At 47.5% G+C, this 20,460-nt stretch carries 18 protein-coding genes; 3 read left to right on the plus strand and 15 right to left on the minus strand.

Annotated features, from left to right (window positions below):
* The 9 genes from H7U12_RS21700 to H7U12_RS21740 all read right to left on the minus strand — a co-directional run bounded on the left by H7U12_RS21700 (position 1) and on the right by H7U12_RS21740 (position 8,312).
* Positions 1-1,245, minus strand: a complete 1,245-nt coding sequence (locus tag H7U12_RS21700) for a DUF4153 domain-containing protein (protein ID WP_186642020.1) — start codon at positions 1,243-1,245, stop codon at positions 1-3.
* Positions 1,246-1,286: 41 nt separating this feature from the next.
* On the minus strand, positions 1,287-1,625 hold the full coding sequence (locus H7U12_RS21705) for a potassium transporter KefB (protein WP_241749615.1): 339 nt from the start codon (positions 1,623-1,625) through the stop codon (positions 1,287-1,289).
* Between the two features lie 320 nt (positions 1,626-1,945).
* Positions 1,946-2,248, minus strand: coding sequence for a winged helix-turn-helix domain-containing protein (locus tag H7U12_RS21710; protein WP_186642021.1), 303 nt, complete (start codon positions 2,246-2,248; stop codon positions 1,946-1,948).
* Positions 2,245-2,871, minus strand: coding sequence for a hypothetical protein (locus H7U12_RS21715; protein WP_186642022.1), 627 nt, complete (start codon positions 2,869-2,871; stop codon positions 2,245-2,247). The genes H7U12_RS21710 and H7U12_RS21715 overlap by 4 nt, the downstream gene beginning before the upstream one ends.
* Positions 2,872-3,379: 508 nt before the next feature.
* A complete protein-coding gene (locus H7U12_RS21720; RefSeq protein ID WP_186642023.1) occupies positions 3,380-3,646 on the minus strand; it encodes a hypothetical protein in 267 nt (88 codons plus the stop codon).
* A 181-nt stretch (positions 3,647-3,827) separates the two neighbouring features.
* On the minus strand, positions 3,828-4,883 hold the full coding sequence (locus H7U12_RS21725) for an ABC transporter permease (protein ID WP_186642024.1): 1,056 nt from the start codon (positions 4,881-4,883) through the stop codon (positions 3,828-3,830).
* Positions 4,884-4,895: 12 nt separating this feature from the next.
* Positions 4,896-6,257 carry an ABC transporter permease gene (locus H7U12_RS21730; protein ID WP_186642025.1) on the minus strand — a complete coding sequence of 454 codons (1,362 nt, stop codon included), beginning with the start codon at positions 6,255-6,257 and terminating at the stop codon, positions 4,896-4,898.
* 6 nt (positions 6,258-6,263) lie between these two features.
* Positions 6,264-7,985, minus strand: coding sequence for an ABC transporter substrate-binding protein (locus tag H7U12_RS21735; RefSeq protein ID WP_186642026.1), 1,722 nt, complete (start codon positions 7,983-7,985; stop codon positions 6,264-6,266).
* A gap of 126 nt (positions 7,986-8,111) precedes the next feature.
* Entirely contained in the window at positions 8,112-8,312 is a 201-nt protein-coding gene (locus tag H7U12_RS21740) for a hypothetical protein (protein WP_186642027.1), read from the minus strand.
* Positions 8,313-8,584: 272 nt separating this feature from the next.
* On the opposite strand from H7U12_RS21740, the gene H7U12_RS21745 reads away from it, so the two are divergent.
* Entirely contained in the window at positions 8,585-10,066 is a 1,482-nt protein-coding gene (locus H7U12_RS21745; protein WP_186642028.1) for a hypothetical protein, read from the plus strand.
* Positions 10,067-10,204: 138 nt separating this feature from the next.
* On the opposite strand, the gene H7U12_RS21750 is transcribed toward H7U12_RS21745, so the two are convergent.
* From H7U12_RS21750 to H7U12_RS21765, 4 genes are all read right to left on the minus strand, one after another.
* Positions 10,205-12,796, minus strand: a complete 2,592-nt coding sequence (locus tag H7U12_RS21750; protein WP_186642029.1) for a carboxypeptidase regulatory-like domain-containing protein — start codon at positions 12,794-12,796, stop codon at positions 10,205-10,207.
* A gap of 569 nt (positions 12,797-13,365) precedes the next feature.
* Positions 13,366-14,103, minus strand: coding sequence for a head GIN domain-containing protein (locus tag H7U12_RS21755; RefSeq protein ID WP_186642030.1), 738 nt, complete (start codon positions 14,101-14,103; stop codon positions 13,366-13,368).
* Positions 14,104-14,128: 25 nt separating this feature from the next.
* Positions 14,129-15,208, minus strand: a complete 1,080-nt coding sequence (locus H7U12_RS21760) for a FecR family protein (RefSeq protein ID WP_186642031.1) — start codon at positions 15,206-15,208, stop codon at positions 14,129-14,131.
* Between the two features lie 113 nt (positions 15,209-15,321).
* A complete protein-coding gene (locus tag H7U12_RS21765) occupies positions 15,322-15,891 on the minus strand; it encodes an RNA polymerase sigma-70 factor (protein ID WP_186642032.1) in 570 nt (189 codons plus the stop codon).
* A gap of 149 nt (positions 15,892-16,040) precedes the next feature.
* Here H7U12_RS21765 and H7U12_RS21770 point away from each other — a divergent pair, with 149 nt between their 5' ends.
* Positions 16,041-17,351: an MFS transporter gene (locus tag H7U12_RS21770; protein ID WP_241749616.1), complete on the plus strand. Its 1,311-nt coding sequence runs from the start codon at positions 16,041-16,043 to the stop codon at positions 17,349-17,351.
* Positions 17,352-17,436: 85 nt separating this feature from the next.
* Here the strand turns inward: H7U12_RS21770 and H7U12_RS21775 are convergent, their stop codons facing one another.
* The gene (locus H7U12_RS21775; RefSeq protein WP_186642033.1) at positions 17,437-19,089 is read right to left on the minus strand and encodes an amidohydrolase; all 1,653 of its coding nucleotides are present in this window, start codon (positions 19,087-19,089) and stop codon (positions 17,437-17,439) included.
* Entirely contained in the window at positions 19,082-19,852 is a 771-nt protein-coding gene (locus H7U12_RS21780; protein ID WP_186642034.1) for an AMP nucleosidase, read from the minus strand. The genes H7U12_RS21775 and H7U12_RS21780 overlap by 8 nt, the downstream gene beginning before the upstream one ends.
* Before the next feature lie 74 nt (positions 19,853-19,926).
* On the opposite strand from H7U12_RS21780, the gene H7U12_RS21785 reads away from it, so the two are divergent.
* Positions 19,927-20,394, plus strand: a complete 468-nt coding sequence (locus tag H7U12_RS21785; RefSeq protein ID WP_186642035.1) for a type I restriction enzyme HsdR N-terminal domain-containing protein — start codon at positions 19,927-19,929, stop codon at positions 20,392-20,394.
* Positions 20,395-20,460 lie beyond the last annotated feature (66 nt).

Below are 20,460 nucleotides of genomic sequence, written 5' to 3' on the forward strand. Positions count from 1 at the left end.
TTATTTAAACCCAAATAGAACCGGAAACAGAAAAACCACGATGAGTGTCCAAAGGAAATAAATGGGCAAATAGGAGGCAATGGCTTTTCCGGCTTCGGCTGAATCAGACTTCTTGGTCACTGCTTTGAAAAGCTGGACGGTTACAAGAATCAGGTTGATCAAAATCAGGAGATTACTTCCTAGTACGGCTGCCCTGTTGGGCGTAATTCCCCATTCCGAGATCCTAAATAAGATGGCTGAGAGCGCAATGCTATTCACGATGATGGTGACTGCAGATAATAGAAAGAGAATCCAGATTTCAGCGGGGCTCTTGGTTTCTTTGGACGTTTCTGCCACCGAAAAGAAGATGATGGCCATGACACCAATCAGCAGCGCATTGAACATGAGCAGAAACTCCCGATCATTGTAGGGGTCTTTGCCGGAATACAGAATGGCGATCAGATAAATCACCAGCATGATAAACACCAGCGGACTGAATATTCTGGCAATAACAGGAGAAACTTTCCCAACCAGCTGCGGATTGGTCTGGGTGAGATACGTGCCTACGATGGGAACTGCGGCAAGACCGAAAACGATGACATACTGCGCGTAAAACTTTTCGATGTTCAACCCGATCAAAGAGAAGAGTCCGATTGTGATCCCTGACATGGGGCCCCCGGCCAGCAGAATCAGCGCGACCATTACTACCAGGTCGCCGTTGTACCTCAAAAATCCCAGCCGTTGGTGCGTGTCGCCTAAGTTATTGCCCACGAAAGCAGTTCCCAGCAACACCCACAGCAGTAAAGGCAAATGAATGCAGGCTAAGATCAAGGTGTCACTGGCATCAGAGCCCGGCAAGAGATTGATGTAGAGGAGGGACACGAGCATTATGCCATAGAGCACGGCTGTTTTTTTGGCCGGCAATTTGTTCTTCCAGGCGAAATAGGCCGTCAGGAAAGGTAGAAAGATGAAGCCTAGGTTGCGAGGGTAGAAGAACTCTTCATCAATAGCGAAGATAGCCGGGATCTTAGCGATGAGTCCTGCTAAAAGTCCCGCCAGGAGGACAAACAGGAGATCGCGGCCCGTGCCCCAGTGAAGGTCATCGGTTTCGTAGGTCAGCCTTTCGTGCCAGAAATCCGCCAGCGGATTGCCTTGCAGGGTAGGATATAAGGTGCTGAATTCTCTTTTGAAAGGTCCCTTGTTGTTGTGGTACAACCTTTCCAGCTGCCCTGGATCACCTAAATGGGTTTGAATTTCGTCTTTCATGTGCCTGTATTTTAACGTTTACTTCTGAACAGAATAGCGACTCAATCCCACATGGTACCGGCCAAACCCAAAACAACCCCCAGCCATAAGCTGATGAGGTAGACCACTAAGCTCAGCAGAATAGCTACTGTTCTATTGAAGCCTCGGGAAGTCTGGTAACTGAGGAATGCGTAAAAGGCACCGCCCAGCGCCCCAGCTAAGGGAGTAAGGATCAAAGGTCTTATCATCCAGTACTTTCCCCATTCGGGATTAGGCGAATCCGCTCCAAAAACAAAGGTTGAGATCACCAGAAAAGCAATTCCTGCCCCAAGCAATATGGGGATAGGAGAAAGGCTCGGATAGTTTTTTCGGCGGTTGAATTTGTTTTCCGAAGTCATCATAAGAAAGCTTTAACAGTGAAAGTTGTATTTAATTAAAGTACTTTGTGTTTCAAAGTATAAGGGCAAAAAAATAGGAATTAGCTAGTAAAGAAGGTTTGAGTAACAACTGTTGCGAAGTGTATACAGGAACAAAATTTCCCGTCCAGAGACGAAACTTATTATTCCGTGCATCTTTTAAGATGCCTTGCTGGATGAACTTATGAGACATTTTTCATAACCATTAGATATAATATGTTCGCGTAGGTCTGTTAATGTCGGTTTTCTAAATCTTAGCCTGCATAGATGTTAGACATCAGGTTCTTTTCAAAAGGTAACCGTTCTTATTCCGATACTCCCTTAATCAGTTTCTCCAAGGCATTTAAGTGATCACTAAACGCTTTTCTTCCCAGTTGGGTGATGGCGTAAGTGGTATTAGGTTTCCGGCCGATGAACGACTTTTCAACTTTAACGAACTCCTCTTTTTCCAAGGCTTTCAGGTGACTCGCCAGGTTTCCATCGGTTACGTCAAGGTATTCCTTCAGGGCATTGAAATCCAGCAACTCATTCACCACCAGCGCTGACATGATACCCAGCCTGATTCTACTTTCAAATGCTTTATGTAACCCATTGATCGATATTTTCACCGCTCGTACCTGTAATGCATGTAAATTCCATAAATAATATGGACTACCCCGAAGCCCATGGCCCAAAGCAATAATCCATATCCCACGAAGTAAGAGCCAAGCAAGCCTAAGCCTATCTCAATAAGCCCCAGGCTTCTCATCTCGCCGTAGGTAAACTTGCTGGCGTTATACAAAGCTAAGCCGTAAAAAATTAAGGTGAACGGGGCGATAAAGCCTATGAACCCTTTGGAGATCAACACCAGGATCAGAAGTCCGCCTACCATCAGGGGAACGGCCATGTTGATGATAACACGCTTTGCGGTGGCATTCCATAGTTTTTCGCCCCTTTTAACCGCTTTCTTGTGGGAAAGAATGATGGCGGTTCCTATCGCCAGCACCAGTATCACCAGAGCCAGCGCAATGACTTTCAACAAATCAGAGGAAAAGTTATCAGTATTGTAGGTGCTGAAAGCGCTTTCATCAGGAGTGAAGTCAAACACCTGGTAAGCGACGTACGCTCCTGCCAAGGCGTAGATTCCGGCCATGATGCCAGCCCATCCGGAGAGCGACAGAAACTTGGATGACCGCTCCATCATTAAGCGGATCTCCGCCAGATCCCGAGTATAATCCTGATTCTCTTTCATCTAAAAGTGCTTTGTGTTTCAAAGTAACAGTAAAAAAATACGTTTTGCAACTACTTTCAGGATTTTGTGCCAGAAACGCCATTCAACATCTGGCTTAGGTTTAGGAGGTAGTTCAAACCAACCATTTACTTCTATACGCTAGAATAGGAGAGAACCTGGTTTCTGGTTTTATAATGACGCACAAGCTATGGGAGAATGTCAAAATAAGGAAGATTAATTTTGACTTACCTATAGTACTCTCTCTTTGAAGACGTTCTTGTGGGTTCTCGTGCTTCTATCCTGTTTTTAGGTCAGTTTTCCCAAAGCAGGCTAAAAACAGAGAAGGCAATTTGATGGTTTATCCAATGTATTTCAAGTGCGGTTTTTAGTGACTCTGCTACAGCTTGTTTCACGTGAAGGCAAAAAAAAGCCTGCCGGTGACAAGCCGGCAGGCAAACAGACAAACAACAAAAAAACTCAAACAAATACTAACTTCCGCATGGGGGGCTACGGAAGACAACTCAAAATCTTAATATCTGATACCGGGATGTCCCGTTAAAGAATCAAATTCAAAGGTTCCTAAAAAATAACCGTCCAATACAATGCCTTCGGAAAGCGTGGCAGATGAAAATTCCATCAGGCTGTTCATGGTGGAAAAGGATTTTATTCCTATCTTACTCACCGATGTTTTAACCGTCTGTCCTCCAGGTCTCTTAGAAGCTTGCTGATTCACCACTAAGCGAAACTGTGTTTGCGAAGCACCGATAAAACTTAACCCAGATACATTCATCTCCATTTGCTCTTTATTATGATACAATAATACGGCGAGGTATGCAGCGGAAATAGGAAACAATCAGGTGTTCTATAACTAGAACTAACCAAGGATATAATTAGATTTAGTCATTAAAAAAGGGCCTAAGTAGCTGTATTAGCTACTTAGGCCCTTTTTTAATGACTAAAATAATGAGGTTTTTTGCTTACTCGGTAACGGATTTCGCTCTGTTCCTGGTAGTGAAGTGGTGACCTATTACTTGAAGACTGAAAATACTGGCTAATAAAAAGAACGCCGGGAAGACCAAAAGCCACCATGCTTCCACTGAATAACGCGCTACCGCCAGCATTTTACCCCAGGAAGGAACATCAGCGGGTATTCCTATGCCTAGGTACGCCAAGGTGGAACCTATGCCCAAGAGCCCCGAGGCGGCAAAGCAGAAGGTGGTCAGAATGGGGCCTTTCAGGGAAGGCAGCAAAAAATACGTGAATACTCTTCTGAACGGAATGCCCAAGGCTTCAGCGGTCTCATAGTAAGACTCCTTCTTTAGCTGCAGCACATTGGCTCTGGCAATTCTAGCCGGAAGAACCCAATACGTGGCGCAGATCCAGCCCAAGAGGGTGAGCATAGAAAAAGGGGTAAAGGCCGTCAATATTAAAAGTAACAGCAGCTTTGGTAATGAAGACCAGATGGTGATGACTTTCTGGAGCCCTTCATCTACGCCTACTGCTACCTTCTTCTGCAGGAAAGAGAAGCGTGCTGAAATATCTAGTGAGAGCACCACATATACCAGGAAGGCGGCGCTTCCATAATACACCCAATAAAGCAAAGTGTAGCCCTGAAAAGGAGGGTAATGATGTAAGACCGGAAACACAAACAGGTAGGCGAGCACCAGAAAGGCCAAGAGTAAAAGGTTGATCACCGATACTTTCAGGCCGTGGTTGCCCAGGATTGCGGCTCCCGTGCCCAGCAGGACCCCAATACCAGTAGCTAGAAGTAAAGGAGGAATGGCAATGAGCCAGGCCGTACGGCAGCTTAAGAACAGATAGAAGAGAACATCTCGTCCTAACTGATCTGTCCCCAGGGGGTGCTCCAGTGAGGAGAATGGAGTGAGGTACGCCTGCTCTGGACTTGCCATCGCCTGCTTTCCCTGCCATACGAACACCTGGGAAATCAGGGCCGCAGCCGTGAAAAGAATAAGCCAGGTGATGGATAGCTTTTCGGTAAGTGAGAAGGTGTGCCTCGGTGTGCCTTTGTCCATGCTCCAGTTCCCCTAATTGCTTCTCATGCGTGGATCAAGAAGGCCGTAGCCCATCTCGGTGAGCCAGACTATGAACAACCGAAACACCAGGAACATAAGAGTGAGTCCCACCAGTACCGGGTAGTCGGCGGCTAATATCGCTTTCGTCAGTAAACTCCCAATGCCCGGCAGGGAAAACGTAATCTCCACGACCAGTACCCCCGACATCAGACCGATGATGACTTCACTCAAAATAGTGAGGGTGGGTAGGAGGGCATTGGGTAATGCGTGTTTTCTGATTGTTTTCTGAAAAGTTAATCCTTTCGCTAAGCCGGTGCGCTGGTAAAGTTGTTCGGTCTGGGTGACTAAACTTCTGTGAAACTGCAGGGTAATTTGAGGAATGATCAGTAAGGCAACACAGAAGCCACCCAGTAAAATGGATGGATTTCTAAAAGCCGCTAAAATGCTTTCTTCTTCAGTATCCATAGTAAAAGGTGCGAGGGTTGAGCCCCCGTTTACCAAAAACAGGCCTAAAATGGAAAGGGCAATAAGAAAAGCCGGTATACTGTCTAACACATACAATCCTTGACGGAGAAGAGGAGTGAAGGGGCTCGTCGATTTCTCCGTTAAATATAATCCGGCCAAAAAAGAGAACACTACGGCCAAGGGAAGGCCGATGATTGCTAATGCCAGTGAGGTCATTGCTGCCGATGTGATTTTGGCAGTTACCGCTTCATAGTCCTGAGTGGAAAAGCCTAGATTACCTTGCATAATCTGCAGCATCCATCGGTGGTACGAATTATCTTTGCCCTGCCACTCTACCGTTGGGAAGAAATAATGGAAAGGAGCGGATTGTTTGGTCAGGTTTTTCCAGGAGGCAAAGAGCTGAGCGGATGCAGGTCCAGGAGAGGCCTGTACTGCCTTTTCCACTTGTTTGGAGCTAATCATAATATCTTCAGGGGCTTCACTCAATGACCAGGAGACAAGCGTCTGGAACAGGTTGGTCTTCTCGGTCTCTGTCGCCTGAGTGGCCCACTGGCGCCATACTGTATAAAACTGTAGCGTCGGCTCCAATCCGTGCCTGATCACCGCCCTTTCAACCCAGGGTCTATCTAAGGCAGTTGTAGGAATTCCAGCGGCTATTTTGGAGCCTTTTGCAAGAATTTTGAAGTAAAAGAGCGGCTTATTCAAGCCGGTTCTCTCAAGATAATCAGCCCTGACGGCGGCTAGAGTAGAGACATCTGAAGCACCGTAAATGGAGAGGTATGCCTCAATCATCCCCTTGGGTGTGCTCGCTGCAGGTAGCAGGAGACTCATAATGAAAACCAAAGAAGCTGTCAGCCAAAGCGAAATTACTAGATTGAACAGCCGCAGGAATGTTTTCAGAAATGTCATTCCTGCTTATTTCTTAATAATGGATCTAGTTATATCATACCCTGGTTTTACACCAGAAACGAGTAAGGAGTCAATTCGCTTTGATGCAATGATTTTATTTTGTTGAAAATACAGGAAGACAAAGTTGCTTTCCTCTTGTGTCTTTTTCTGCAGTGCTTTCAACATCTGAGCTTTTTCTGCTGTGCGCTCCTCTTTTACAATGTTCTCCAAAAGCATGTCTGTTTCTATAGTTCCAAAGTTTGTTACATTTGCGCCGCCTTGTCCTGCGTTTGAAGTATGAAGAATAGGAATCAAGTTGTAGGAAAATGGATTCCCAACCAATGTCCTGAAAAAGAGATCAAATTTTCTGCTCTGTAATCTTTCACTTATTTGCCCACTCTCCAGAGCCTGTAAAGTGACAGGGATGTTTAACTCTCTGGCATTCTGCTGAAAAAGTAAACTCATGTTTTCGAAATCTGTATTACCGGCCCTATGAAGTAGTTCTAATTTTAATTGACGTGGTTTTCCGTCAATCATCTTCTGCCAACCAGCAGGAGTTTGCTTCCAGCCAGAGGAAAGTAATAATGTTTTGGCTTTTTGCAGGTCAAACTTGATCGGGGGTAAGTCATAGTTATAGAAATCTTTCTCCTGAGGATGCACTATACCAATTGTTGGGGTAGCCAAACCACCCTGGATAGTCCGGATTATCTGCGGAATGTCCATGAGGTGGGCCAATGCAAGCCTAGTTCTCTTATCCTCTAGAAGGGGATTTCTTCCATTCATTCCCATGAACACAAGTTCATACGAGGTGGGGGAATAAAAGTGAAAAAGCTCCTGATACTTTTTGTCTTTCCGCATTTCCAGAAAGGAAACCAGTGGAACGTTGTCCATCAAGTCTATCTGTTGCGCTTTCAATGCTAAGACGGCGGCACCATTATCTGGCAGAATCTGATAGATTAATCTGATGGGGTTTGCTTGTAACGATTTAACGTAGCCCTTCACCTCTTGGCCCCACCACTTTTTCTTTTTTCGTAAGACAATTGCTTGACCTGCTTTCCAGCTTGCCAATGAGTAAGGCCCACTTCCCTTAACCAAGGATGTGTCCCTTACTAAAGCTGTCTTGTTTATGGTTGCTGCAAAAGCTTTAAAAGTGGAGGTTTGGGCTAGAGAATCAAATTCCTGCCTGATCTGGGGATAAGAAAAGGATGAAAGGACTCCTTTGGGATCAAATTGATGCGCTGGAAGTACAAAGAAGTCACCCACCATCAGCTTCATTTCTGGAGTGTAACCAGAACAAACTAAAGTAAAGCTTTTTGGGTCTTTTGAAGATATCTGGATATCTTTTATAAAGTTATACTGAGCACGCCAGCGCTCATTGTCTAACAAAGGACTGTGCAGTAGTTTCAACGAGAAAGCTACATCATGCCCAGTGACAGGTGATCCATTGTCCCACGTGGCTTCTGGTCTAATGGAAAAGGTAAAGAAGGACAAGGTGTCTTTCCTGCGTATTGACGGTAGCGAAGTGGCTAACTGGGGTTTGATTGATTTGTCATCTAAATCAACCGCTAATAAGCTTTGATATAGATGATTGAGGATCTGTAAAGCAGGAGCATTTCCGTAGCTGAGCGGATGTAAAGATTCTGGATCCTGTGAAAATCTGACTTTTATCGCTGTTTCTGTAGATGGATTAGAACAGGCCAAAAGCCATAAAAAAAACAAGCTAAGGCTCTTTGCGCAGTATTTTTTCATATAGAGCAAGAAGTTCAGGCGAACACCATGCTCAATATTACAAAACTTGGCTGAGAATGCCTTGGCTTGTTTTCAGTACCTGAGAAGATAGAAGACTATCTTTTAGGCGTGTATAGATATGTTGAATTAGTCTCTTGTGTCCCAAGTACCAGTTCCACCATAATTGGTTTCACCAGAACCATTGTCACCCGTGCCTACAGTTGTAGCAGATCCAGCTGAAGTAGTGGAAAGAGTGGCGGCAGACGATGTATTCGTAGCCTTGTTATCAGATGGCGTTCCTGTTAAGATAGAAAGTTGAAGGAGCAGAGAGAGTAGTAATTCTAACATGGCTTTTTATGAGTTTAAAAGTATGTCACAAAATTGGGCGTTCAACAGCGCTAAGGAAAGGAAACTGTATGCTGATCTGTAACTATAACTACATTAATACTAAATATAAAAATATTTATCTTATATAAAGAATTGAAGTTTTGAATTTTTAATTTTATAATCTTTTACTATGTTCGAAAAATTAGAACAAATATTTAATCGAATAAACTATTTAGTAACCATTAAATTTTGAAGAGTAAACTGTAAATGCTTCATCAGCATTATAAAATAAAATGGAAGAATTGATTAAACTGATACAAATTATTGAGAAAAGAGGTGGTCTGCCTGCTCATACTTTAAATAATAATTCTAAAGAGAAAAAATTATATTCAGAAATAATCAAGGGCAGGATAACAGATGAAGCTACTGCCATACTCGTCCTTTATACAGATGCTAAGGAAAAAAGTGGTTTGAAGATGGTTAAATCCAGACTTCGGAAAAAACTAATGAACCAGCTTTTTTTTATAGATGAGAATAATGAACAAGTGCAGAGTTCACACATAGTAGAGCAAACTTGTCTATCCAAGTTTTTGCAGGCAAGAATCTTATTGGACGCAGGAGCAAATGATCTTGCCCTTCCATTGCTAAAACAGTCGTTATCTAAATCAAAAGAATACGATTTTAATTATATCTCCTCTCTGTGCTTGCGAGCAATTATACAGGCATACGTGAATTTAAAGGAAAGAAATTTATTCTATAAAGCTGCTGAACAGTTAAAAAGTCTTGGTGCTAAATTGACTGCCGATCAAGAATCAGAAATGATTTTTTCTGAAGCTAATATCGAGCTTAGCCGTTCTGTTGTCTCTAGAAAAGATTATATACAATTGATTGATAGTGTTTTGTCTAAAATGAATGCTATATGGCAGCAAGCAAAAACATTTGAGACATTTAACAACTATTACCGATTATCAATGTGGTTGCATGAATTAAATGGCAATTTTGATGAGATTGTAACACTAACAGAAAAGTCACAGCAAATCTTAAAAGAGCATTCTAATATTGCGAAAAGATTTGATCATAGGTATAACCATTTCATACAAGTATATGCACATCTAAGAGCTAAAAAAATAGAGGAAGGGCTGGTTCTGGCAAATACCTATCTGCATTACTTTAATCCTTCCAGTAACAACTGGTTTGCCTACATGGAGAATTATACTTTGTTGGCGGTTCATGCTAAGAAATATGAAGTGGCGCACACCTTGTTCCATCAGGTGCAGTCAAACCCGTTTATTAAGAAGATCAATAAGCTAGCCCAGGAGCGGTGGACTTTATTGGGTGCTTACCTGCAGTTTATTGCCCCTCAGTCAGATAGTCCTGTCAAGTGGCAGAACTTAGTCCATAATTCACCTTCTTACAGCAAAGACAAAGAGGGCTTCAATGTGGCCATCTTAATTCTCCAAGTAATGTACTACCTGGAGATCATGGATTATGAAGCCCTAGAGTATAGAGTGGACTCTCTGAAGAAGTATGCTCAACATCACTTCAAAGATAGTTTCAGTGAACGCAGTCGCATCTTCTTTAAATTACTAGCGGTGCTCGTCCGATCAAATTTTGAATATACCACCACTCAGAAGAAAGCGCAGTACTTGTTCAATAAACTGCAACGCACACCCACTCCCGGAGATGCTTATGCTGAAATTGAGATAATCCCTTATGAACACTTGTGGGAATTTGTGTTAGATAGAATTAAGAAAGCTGCTCTGTATGCCAAATAAGTACAAGAAGATAGGATCAGCTATCTGTTGATGTGAATTTCTAGAAGTTTACTTAGTTGCCCTGCCAATACGTTGCTTCTCGTTTTGAACCTGTTTTTACAAAAAGCATGCGAAAACGGTGAGATGGAAGGTAGATCATTAGAACTGAATACGGTAACCCAGGTAAGGGTAAATGCCCAGTTGGTAGTAGGTTTTAGCCCGGTTTTCTTCCAGATCCCAACCATAATACAACTCGTTCTTGTTGTCTAAGAAGTTGTCTGCGGCGGCAAAGATCCAATGGTTCGTCTTGCGGTTATTGATCTGATAGGAGAACCGGATATCCGTTCTGAAGTAGTTTTTGAGGCGAAACTGATACGCGTTTTTAAGATCATAATAGATTTCATCGGTTTGCTCGTTGATCGTCTTTTCCTCATCAATAGGAATGATCCTTCTTCCCCCAGTATAATTAACCCGTAGGTCAATGGACAAGTGATGCCGGTTGGCATTATCTAAGGGTATTTCTTTGCCCACCAAGACATTGGAGATAAACCCAATGTTGAAAGCGGTGGGGCGTACATGGCCGTCTCCTCCGGTAAAGTGCGACCGCAGGAGGGAGAGATTGCCCAGCGCGTAGAATCCATTTTTTAGGAATCGTTCGGCGGTTAGCTCCAGTCCATAATTTCTGCCGGTTCCTTCACTCACCACACTATCCACGGTGACGAAGCTATAGTCCACGCCTAGGTTGAGCATGGAGAAAGCCGCCTCCTTGGCGGTTTTGCTGACTGGTACTTTGTAATGGTACTGGTAATAGGTTTCGGCTTTGAGCCGCCAGTTGGCAGAAAGTGTCCGGTGGTAGCCTAGCACCACCTGCCTACTTCTGGTAAAGTCTAAGCGGTTGTAAGGTTGGTTGAATTCAGGCTTCACCTGGGAAAAGAACCGATATTCATAGTACACCAGGGGCTGGGTTTGGCTGAGCAATCCGGCGGAAAAATACAGTTTCTGGGCTTCGGTTAGCTGATAATCCAGGGAGAGCCTTGGTTCTACCGCAACTCTGTTGCCAATGGTGAATTGTTGGGTATATACCCCGGCCTGGAGATCCAATTGCGGAGACAGGGACACCTTGGAGAGTAGATAGCCCTGGATCAGGGCGGCAGAGCCGTTGGCATCCAGCGGAATCTCGTAGATATCCCTCCTGTCGCGGTACATGATTTCCTGGTTGTCATAGTACATCTTCTGCCAGGCAAATCCGCCTTTGATCAGCCATCGATGAAAGGGTTTGTGGGTGATGTTGAATCGGGTGATAAGCTGTCTTTCGTAGTTCCGCAGGTAATAAAATAACCGGGAGGTTTTGTTTCGGTAGGTAGCAATACTGGTGGCTTCTACCTGGCTGCCTGAGTTGGATATGATGAGTTCCGTGACGGTCTTGGGTATTCTGGAGAAGGTGTGGTGGATGCCAAACGCATACATCTGGTTCATGAGCGTAGGTTCCAGCCGGTACCTTAACTTTCCCCAGGTGGTGGTGTCTTCATCGATGTCATAAATGGTGGCGCTGCTGCTGCCGGCTATTCCCCAGACGGAGAATTTTCCGGCTTTGGGAGTGGGCAGAACTACTTTGAAGGAGCCATCCTGAAAGCTGGGCAGGGCATTGTAGCCGATTTTAACGCCTATCGCCTCCAGCGGACGGAACGTGAAAAGCCGCATGCTGCCCAAAAAAGAACCTCCCCATTTTTTCGCCAAGGGGCCTTCGGTCATCACTTCCAAACCATTCAATCCCAGTTGCAGGGTGTTTTCAACTTTCTTGTTGTTGCCCTCCCGCAGGCGCACATCCATGACCGCCCCAATCCGGTTACCGTATTCGGCGGGAAAGGCCCCGGTCAGAAAATCCGAGTTGGCCAGCAGGTTATTATTCAGCATGCTGAAAGCGCCTCCTGAATTGGGGGTGAAGGTAAAGTGGTTGGGGTTGGGGATCTCTACGCCCTCCATGCGCCAGAGAACTCCCAACGGGGAGTTGCCCCGCACGATCAAATCGTTGCGCTGGTCGGAGGCGCTGGAGACGCCCGCATAGTTGGCCGCCATCCGGCTGGGGTCCTGCCGGGAGCCGGCGAAACGGTTTATTTCTTCCGCCCTCAGGGTATGCACGCTGGAGGAGATGAGCAGATTTTGGGGCAGCGTTTTATCGCGTTCGGCAATCACCACCACTTCGGCTTGCTGAATAAAACTTTCTTCCATCTGGACGGGCACCACGGTCTCTTTCCCGGTCACCAGCATGATGTTAGAGATCTCCGCGTCTTTATACCCCAAATAGGTGACTTTCAGGTAATGCCTCCCTATGGGAAGTTTCTCCAGGGCGAAAGATCCGTCCAGGCCCGTACTCACGGCCCGTGCCGGATCAACGGAGAGCAATTGGACCGTTGCCCCAATCAACGGCGTTTTAAGCCCGGCATCTAGCACCGTGCCGCGTAAGGTCTGAGTATAGTTTCTTAAGGGAATAAGCTTGGTGCTGCTTTCCGTCTTGGGTTTCAAGACGATCTGTTCGCCGATGATCTGATAGGAGAGGCCGGCGCAGTCGCAAAGAGCTTGTAATGCCTTGACTTGGGGGAGAGACGTCACCGAACAGGTGATGGGAGCATCCAGCGGCAGTTGGTTATTGCTGTACGAGAAATTAAATGAATAGCGTTTCTCTAGATCCTGCAGCACCTGCTCCAAAGGAATGGCCTGGTAGCGATACGTGACTTGTACCTCTGCTGACATATCCTGCGCACATGATCTAGAGGAGAAAAAGATCAAACATAAAGTGCAAACAAGAATGCCGACTGCTCTAATCAAAGCCTTTGAACGGATGGGAATGAAACATTTCGGACGGTTTTATCCTGATCCGCTAATTTCCATATTTCAACAGTCTTTGCAAAATCGTGCAATTAAAATATAGTAAAATACCTAATATTAACGATGGTCGATCAATTGGTTCTTGGGAGTATAACTAGAACCTAGGACTGTTTTGGAGCTGTTTTAAGAAAACTGCCCTCAAAACGGAGATTAACCACTAGGCTAGTAGGTTGAAGTTCTTAACCCTTGCATGTGGCTCAATGTTTTTTTGACGAGGAAAGGAGTGGCGGCATAGTTACGATTAGGAATATTTTCTCAAGAACCTCGGTAAACTTAGGGTAAGCAGAGGAATTTTGATGAATGCGTTTTAAGGCTGATTTTCTGAAAACAGGTCAGAAGCGCAAAACCGGTCGTCTGCCAAACAGAGGGTATCTCGGCCGGGGATACTCACAAGAATAAAAAACTAAAACCAGCCCTTTATGGGAGGACTGGCTTTAGTTGTCATTGATTACTTTTCCGCTGCCAGTGGTTAGCTTGGAGACAAGGCTGGGGTTGCCGCGGTAGTAGATGTTTCCGCTGCCGCTGATGTTTGCGTCCAGAACTTTATTCACCCAGATCTGTTGGTGTCCAGAGCCGGAGGTAATCACTTGGGCGGTGTCTGCGTGCATGAAGTAGCCCATCACTCTCCCTGAACCGCTAAGCGTAGTTTCCAGGTTGGAAGTAAAGCCATTCAACTCAACATCACCGGAGCCGGAGTGCTGCACTTTGAGGACGGTTGCATTCCCCGTGTACTTGATCGTTCCTGAGCCGGTCAAGCTGAGTTGCAGAGGCTTGGTAGACGCAACCGTTTGGATGCTTAGTACACCAGAGGTTTTCAGGGTTGCCTGTTCAATATCCGGCAGCGAAATGTAGACGTTCGTTTCATTGTCATTATAATCCAGGCAAGAGGTGGATTTGATGACCAAGGTCTTGCCTTCTACTTCCGTCACAATCTCGGGGAGCAGATTGGCAAAACTCTCCACCTTTACTTCCGCTTTGGGCCCAGCGGTGACAAACACATTTCCGCCAACCCGCATCTCTACGCCAGTGAAGGAAGCTACATCACGGGTTTCGGTTTTGCTTTTCCCGCTGCCGTGTAAGCAGGGGCCGTTGTTCAAGATGTCACAAGAGGTGATAAAAACTCCTGCTGAGAAAAGGAAAACGGTACAGATGAATTTCAAATGCAGGTTCATACAGGAGAAAGGCAGGTGAAAGGATTTACTGACACCCTGCCCCTTCAATGGTATAAGATCCTGTGGCGGACTGGTTGATCTTCAAATCTGCCGAAGCCTGTAGAACCGTTAAAATCTCTTTCAGCTCTGGATTCTCAAAAGTGCCGGTAAACGTACAGGCCTGCAGTTTCTGGTTTGGCACCTCAACCGCAACGTTGAAATATTTCTCCAGTTGATCGGCCACGGCGGTGAGGGACGTGTTGTTGAACTCCAGGGAACGCCAGGTGACAGGGGTGGCTTTTTCCGTTTCTTTCGTGTCAAGTTGCCCGTTGGCAGACAGGAACCCGGTGTACCCAGGGGTGAGCAATACCTTCTGATTGTTCTTCAGGGAAGTAAAAGCGACTTTGCCGGTCATGACCGCCACCGCTACTTCGGGTTCTCCCTTCAGGGCACGGACATTGAAGGACGTCCCCAGTACTCTGGTCTCGGCGTTTCCGCTTTTCACGATGAACGGTTGCTTCGGGTTCTTCCGTACTTCGAAGAATCCTTCACCCACCAGCTCTACCTGGCGCTCAGCACCAGTAAACGCGGTATGATACCGCAGGGTGGAGTTCTCATTCAAGGTGACCTGGCTGCTGTCTGGCAGGTAAATCAGTTGTCTCTGGCCGGCGGCCGTGGCTACCTGGGTCCAGGCGGAGGAGGTAGAGGTATTGAATTGCAGATACACCAACCAAGCTAAGCCTACGGCTACCACCAGTCCGGCGACGTATTTGTAGAAGGTGTTCCAAGGGAAAATCTGGCGTTTAACGGCAGAAGAGGGCTGCTCAGAGACAAATGGTTCTTGGGTAGGGATGAGGGGGATGACTTTGGTTTCTGGGGTGAAATCTGCCTTGGCGCAGAATTTAGTCCAGGCTAGGTCGGCATCGGGTTGGAAGGTAAGATTCTGTTGGGAGCCAACTTCATCCCATACTTCCAGGGCATCGGTCCATTGTTGCGTGTGGGCGTCATCTTCGTTCAACCAGGCAGAAAATTCCAGTTGTTCTTCTTCAGACAATTCCCCCCGCAACGCTTTCGCCATCAAAACCCATTCTGGGTTCTCATGGGTGTCCAGTTTTGTTTGTGTCATGGTCGTGTTGGTGTCGTGGTGTCTATATGACAGCTAAAGGCTTCAAAACCCCTATGCCACGTTTATATTTTACTTGGTTAAGGCAATAGTTTGGTTTACTATGCCAGAGTATTTTAGAAACAAGAAGTTATGAAAAGGAGTAGCAGGTGCTCCCGTAAGATGCGGAGCGCTTTTCCCATTTGGTTTTCCACCGTTTTGGGGGAAAGCTGCAGGGTTTCGGCTATTTCTTTGTAGGTCAATTCCTCAAAACGACTCATCTCAAAGATAAGGCGGCACTGGGGCGGTAACTCGTTTAGAGCCTGCTGGATACGCCCTTCCATCTCGGTTCCTTCCAACAGCTCCATGGTGGTGTTGGCCGAAAGGGTAGATTCAAACGGAGTAGTGTCTTCTGCGAGCACCAGGCGTTTCTGTTTCTCCAGATAATTTAACGCCTGGTTCGTCACCGATCGGACCAGGTACGCTTTGTAGGAAGTACTGACCTCCAGTACCTCGCGGTTCTGCCAGATCTTGCAGAAGACTTCTTGCACTAAGTCCTCGGCGGCTTCGGTGTCTTTGGTGAAACGCACGGCGGTTCTGCACAGCAGCACGTAGTACTGCTTGAACAGCGTCTCCATGAAGAGCGCTTCGTTGGTTTTAAGCAGAATGTGCAATTCCTGCTCTTGGGTAAGTAGAGGTGTACCCATGATCGTATAATTAAGTGTACTGCAAAGATAAAATAAGCTTCACTTTATCCTATAAAATCGCCCTAAAATCAAAGTCGGTTGCCGTTAATTTAAGTAGTTTTGAGTAACTAGAACTGCAACTTGCCTTTTGTGAAGGCATATCTCCGTGTATGATGCAAACAATTGAAAAGAATGATCCCAAAGTGCTGAGGGCCTGGTGTTTCTATGACTGGGCCAACTCTGTCTATTCACTGGTGATCACGACCGCTATTTTCCCTATTTATTATGTGGCACTTACAAAAGGGGACAACGGTGACCTTGTTCAGTTCTTCGGGCTGGAAATATCCGCTTCGGTTTTGTATAGCTACGCCTTGACAGGGGCTTTCCTGACCATCGCCTTTCTGAGTCCGTTGCTCACCGCCATTGCTGACTACGGCGGAAACAAGAAGAACTTCATGCGCTTTTTCTGCTACATGGGCTCCACGGCCTGCATGGGACTGTTCTTCTTCACCGAGGAGACCTTTTCCATCTCCATTCTGCTGTTCATGGTGGCGGCCATCGGGTTTAGCGGGAGTATCGTGTTTTACAACTCCTACCTGCCGGAGATTGCCACCGAGGAGAACTTTGACAAACTGAGTGCCCGCGGTTTCTCATTGGGGTACATCGGCAGTATGATTCTACTCATCCTTTCCCTGGCTCTGGTGCTTTATCCTGGGGTGCTGGGCATAGAAGACAGCGGCTTGCCCGCCCGCATCTCGTTTCTGATGACCGGTTTGTGGTGGTTTGGCTTTGCCCAATATTCCTTTGCGTATCTGCCCAATAACACCAGCCCCAAGGAGAAGGAGGGCGGCTACCTGCTGAACGGGTTCAAAGAGCTGGGCCGGGTGGTAGGCATGCTGAAGGGTTTGCCGCTGCTCAAGCGTTTCCTGCTGGCTTTCTTTTTCTACAACATGGGCGTGCAGACGGTGATGTATGTCGCGTCTCTGTTCGGGTCCAAAGAACTGAATCTGCCAGATACCGCTTTGATCACGGTGCTGCTGATCATCCAAGCCGTAGCTATTGGCGGCGCTTATTTCTTTGCCTGGCTCTCTGGCCGGATCGGGAATACGATGGCCCTGATGTGGGCGGTGCTGGTGTGGGTGGGCATTACCATAGGAGCCTACTTTGTGACGACCGGAAACCAATACTACGCCCTGGCTTTTGTGGTGGGCGGCGTAATGGGAGGGGTTCAGTCCCTTTCACGGTCCACGTACAGCAAACTGCTCCCCGAGACCACTGATCATGCCTCTTTCTTCAGTTTCTATGACATCTGTGACAAAGTGGGCTTGGCCCTGGGCACGCTTTCCTTCGGGATTACGGAGCAGATTTTTGGGTCTATGCGGAACAGCATTCTTACCTTAATGGTCTTTTTCATCATCGGGTTGGCGCTGCTCTTCAGTATCAGAACCCGTAAGCTGGCACCGGTTCAGCCGACAACGTAGCTTAAGCTTGGGCAAAAAGAAAGGGCATCTGTCACCAGATGCCCTTTCTTTTTGCGGGTGTTTTCAGAAAAACAGGCGTAAAACGCTATTTCTGCCCGTACACCTTTTCTCCGTTCAGATAAGTGCTGATCACTTTCACCTCCCGGATGGCTTCTGGCTTGATGGTCATGATGTCCTGATCCAGAATAACGAAATCGGCTACTTTGCCGGGCTCCAGACTTCCTTTCTGCTTTTCCTCGAAGTTGGCGTACGCGGCCCAGATGGTGGTGCCACGCAGCGCTTGCTCCCGTGTCAAAGCATTTTCGCGCTGAAATCCGGCGGCGGGGTAATTCTTGGCATCCTGCCGCGCCACGGCCGAATGAAAACCGAACAACGGGTTGATGTGCTCCACCGGGAAATCGGACCCCAACGGAATCATGTTGTTTTGCTCTAAAAGGGCTTTAAACGCATAGGCGTGCTTTACCCGATCCAGGCCCAGGCGCTCTCCGGCCCAGTACATGTCTGAGGTGGCGTGCGTGGGCTGCACCGATGGTAATATGCTGTACTTGCCAAACAACGGCACATCAGCGGGGTTGACGACCTGCGCGTGTTCAATGCGCCACCGGCGGTCATTCTTGCCTTTCAGCACATTACCGTAAGTCTGCAGAATCAAACGGTTAGCCGAGTCACCGATGGCGTGGGTGTTCATCTGGAAGTTGTGCTGGTACAGCTCGGCCGCCAGGTCTTTGTACTCCTGAACTGTTTCCAGCAGGAAGCCCGTTTCGTTGGGTCTATCAGCGTAGGGGTGCAGCAGGCAGGCCCCTCTGGAACCCAGGGCACCGTCCCCGTAGACTTTGAAGGAACGTACCGTCAGCCTATCCGTCGTATAGGGGCCGTTTTTGTAAAAGTGGGCCTTATTCTCCGGGGTTGGGCTCAGCATGGCGTAGATCCTGAGTTTCAGGTCTCCCTTTTTCTGCAGGGAATCAAACAGGTCCACAGCCGATTTGGGCAAACCCGCATCTACCACGGTGGTAAGCCCCACCGCAAAGATGTTTTGTTCCGCCTCTTTCAAAGACTGGCTGATTTCCTCTACTGACGGAGTCGGGATCTTGGAATAAACCAAATCAGAGGCTCTGTCTACCAGTAAGCCGGTTAATTTGTTGTTTTTCGCCTCAATCATGCCGCCCTGAACGGGCCGGGCAGAGGTGATTCCCGCCAGATCCAGCGCCTTTTGGTTCGCCAATGAGGCGTGACCGTCTACCCGCTCAATGATCACGGGCACATCCGGAAACAACTGATCCAGCGTGTCTTTGGTAGGGAACTGCTTTACGGCCCAATCGTTCTGGTCCCAGCCCCGGCCCGAAAGCCAGGCTGCCTCCGGGTGCTTCCGGCGATGTTCCTGAAGCCGCTGCACGACTTCGGCAAACGAAGTGGTGCCCACCAGGTCTGCTTCGCGCTGGTTCATGGCGTACCCGTAAAAGTGGGCGTGCGCATCAATCAACCCCGGATAGAGCGGTTTGCCCTGGGCGTCTACCTCCTGAGCGGCCTCGTATTTCTGGCGCAGCGCCTCCGAGGTGCCTACCTCCAGAATCTTGCCGTCTTTGACAGCAATCGCCTGGGCTTTGTCAAAGGCCTGATTGACCGTGTAGACATTGGCGTTGTAGACCAGCAGATCGGCCTGGTTTTTTTGGCTGCAGGAGGAGAGCAGGGACAAGCCCACCAAAGCGGCTACTCCCAGGTAATTCTGTTTCTTAATCATAACGTAAGTGTTTCACAGATTCTCCGGAGTCACGCAACTCCAGCAAGGCATCAATCCCGATTTGCAGGTGTTTGGTTACGAAATCGGCGGTGATGCGCAGGTCGCTCTCGGCGGTTTTCACCCCGTCGGGTGTCATCGGGTTGTCAGAGACCAGCAGCAAAGCCCCGTGCGGGATGTCGTTCATGAAACCCACCACGAAGATGGTGGCGGTTTCCATGTCCACGCCCAGGGCCCGGATGGAGCGCAGGTAGTCTTTGAACTCCTCGTCATGCTCCCACACCCGGCGGTTGGTGGTGTACACGGTGCCGGTCCAGTAGTCCATTTCGTGCTTCTTGATCATGGACGATACCGCGCGCTGCAGACGGAACGAGGGGAGGGCCGGAATCTCCGGTGGAAGGTAATCATCCGAAGTTCCTTCTCCGCGGATGGCGGCAATCGGCAGGATCAGGTCGCCCAACCGTGATTTTTTCAGGCCGCCGCATTTGCCCAGAAACAACGCGGCTTTGGGTTTCACCGCCGACAGCAAGTCCATGACGGTGGCCGCCATGGCGCTCCCCATCCCGAAGTTGATGATGGTGATGTTCTGGGCCGTGGCGGTCTGCATGGGTTTATCAGAGCCTTTGATCTCCACGCCGAACTGGTCAGCGAACATGACCACGTAATTGAGGAAGTTAGTCAAAAGGATGTATTCCCCGAATTCATTCAACGGCCTTCCCGTATAGCGGGGAAGCCAGTTCTCAACGATCTCCTGTTTCGTCTTCATAGTTTATTTTGGTTCTATTTTGAGAAAAACGGCCTTAAAACGCCTGCTCTGCTTCTTAGTGACTACTTTTGAGCATGGAACAGCTTTCTTTACCTGCCTTTTCCTACAAACTTAAGGATTCTGGGGGGAAAACATTTATCCTGGATCAGGTACGCCGCAAATATGTGCTCTTAACCCCAGAAGAGTGGGTACGGCAGCACATCGTCTATTTGTTGCACGCGCATCTGCACTACCCGCTGGCTTTGATGAGCGTGGAGCGCGGCACCACCTACAACACCCTGCAAAAGCGCACCGATCTGCGAATCTACTCCACCGAGGGAACTCCGCTGCTTCTGGTGGAATGCAAGGCCGCCCACGTCCCCATCACCGAAGCAACCGTTCGGCAGGTAGCTGTGTACAACCAAACCATCGCCGCTCCCTACCTCATGGTCAGCAACGGACGCGAGCACTATTGCTGGCACGTCCACCCTGTGTCAAAGCAGATTACGCCCATTCCCGTTTTGCCCTCGTTTCAGGAAATCAGCCTTAAAAAGGAATTATAACTGAGAGCACGTTAGGGTTGTGGGGGAGAATACCTTAACTGTTTTATTTACAGATAGATAAGCATT

This window comes from Rufibacter sediminis (assembly GCF_014269285.1).
Classification (GTDB): Bacteria; Bacteroidota; Bacteroidia; order Cytophagales; family Hymenobacteraceae; genus Nibribacter; species Nibribacter sediminis.

Coding starts and splice junctions, on each gene's coding strand:
- H7U12_RS21700 (WP_186642020.1), bottom strand. CDS start 1,245: ATGAAAGACGAAATTCAAACCCATTTAGGTGATCCAGGGCAGCTGGAA.
- H7U12_RS21705 (WP_241749615.1), bottom strand. CDS start 1,625: ATGATGACTTCGGAAAACAAATTCAACCGCCGAAAAAACTATCCGAGC.
- H7U12_RS21715 (WP_186642022.1), bottom strand. CDS start 2,871: ATGAAAGAGAATCAGGATTATACTCGGGATCTGGCGGAGATCCGCTTA.
- H7U12_RS21720 (WP_186642023.1), bottom strand. CDS start 3,646: ATGGAGATGAATGTATCTGGGTTAAGTTTTATCGGTGCTTCGCAAACA.
- H7U12_RS21725 (WP_186642024.1), bottom strand. CDS start 4,883: ATGGACAAAGGCACACCGAGGCACACCTTCTCACTTACCGAAAAGCTA.
- H7U12_RS21730 (WP_186642025.1), bottom strand. CDS start 6,257: ATGACATTTCTGAAAACATTCCTGCGGCTGTTCAATCTAGTAATTTCG.
- H7U12_RS21735 (WP_186642026.1), bottom strand. CDS start 7,985: ATGAAAAAATACTGCGCAAAGAGCCTTAGCTTGTTTTTTTTATGGCTT.
- H7U12_RS21740 (WP_186642027.1), bottom strand. CDS start 8,312: ATGTTAGAATTACTACTCTCTCTGCTCCTTCAACTTTCTATCTTAACA.
- H7U12_RS21745 (WP_186642028.1), top strand. CDS start 8,585: ATGGAAGAATTGATTAAACTGATACAAATTATTGAGAAAAGAGGTGGT.
- H7U12_RS21750 (WP_186642029.1), bottom strand. CDS start 12,796: ATGTCAGCAGAGGTACAAGTCACGTATCGCTACCAGGCCATTCCTTTG.
- H7U12_RS21755 (WP_186642030.1), bottom strand. CDS start 14,103: ATGAACCTGCATTTGAAATTCATCTGTACCGTTTTCCTTTTCTCAGCA.
- H7U12_RS21760 (WP_186642031.1), bottom strand. CDS start 15,208: ATGACACAAACAAAACTGGACACCCATGAGAACCCAGAATGGGTTTTG.
- H7U12_RS21765 (WP_186642032.1), bottom strand. CDS start 15,891: ATGGGTACACCTCTACTTACCCAAGAGCAGGAATTGCACATTCTGCTT.
- H7U12_RS21770 (WP_241749616.1), top strand. CDS start 16,041: ATGATGCAAACAATTGAAAAGAATGATCCCAAAGTGCTGAGGGCCTGG.
- H7U12_RS21775 (WP_186642033.1), bottom strand. CDS start 19,089: ATGATTAAGAAACAGAATTACCTGGGAGTAGCCGCTTTGGTGGGCTTG.
- H7U12_RS21780 (WP_186642034.1), bottom strand. CDS start 19,852: ATGAAGACGAAACAGGAGATCGTTGAGAACTGGCTTCCCCGCTATACG.
- H7U12_RS21785 (WP_186642035.1), top strand. CDS start 19,927: ATGGAACAGCTTTCTTTACCTGCCTTTTCCTACAAACTTAAGGATTCT.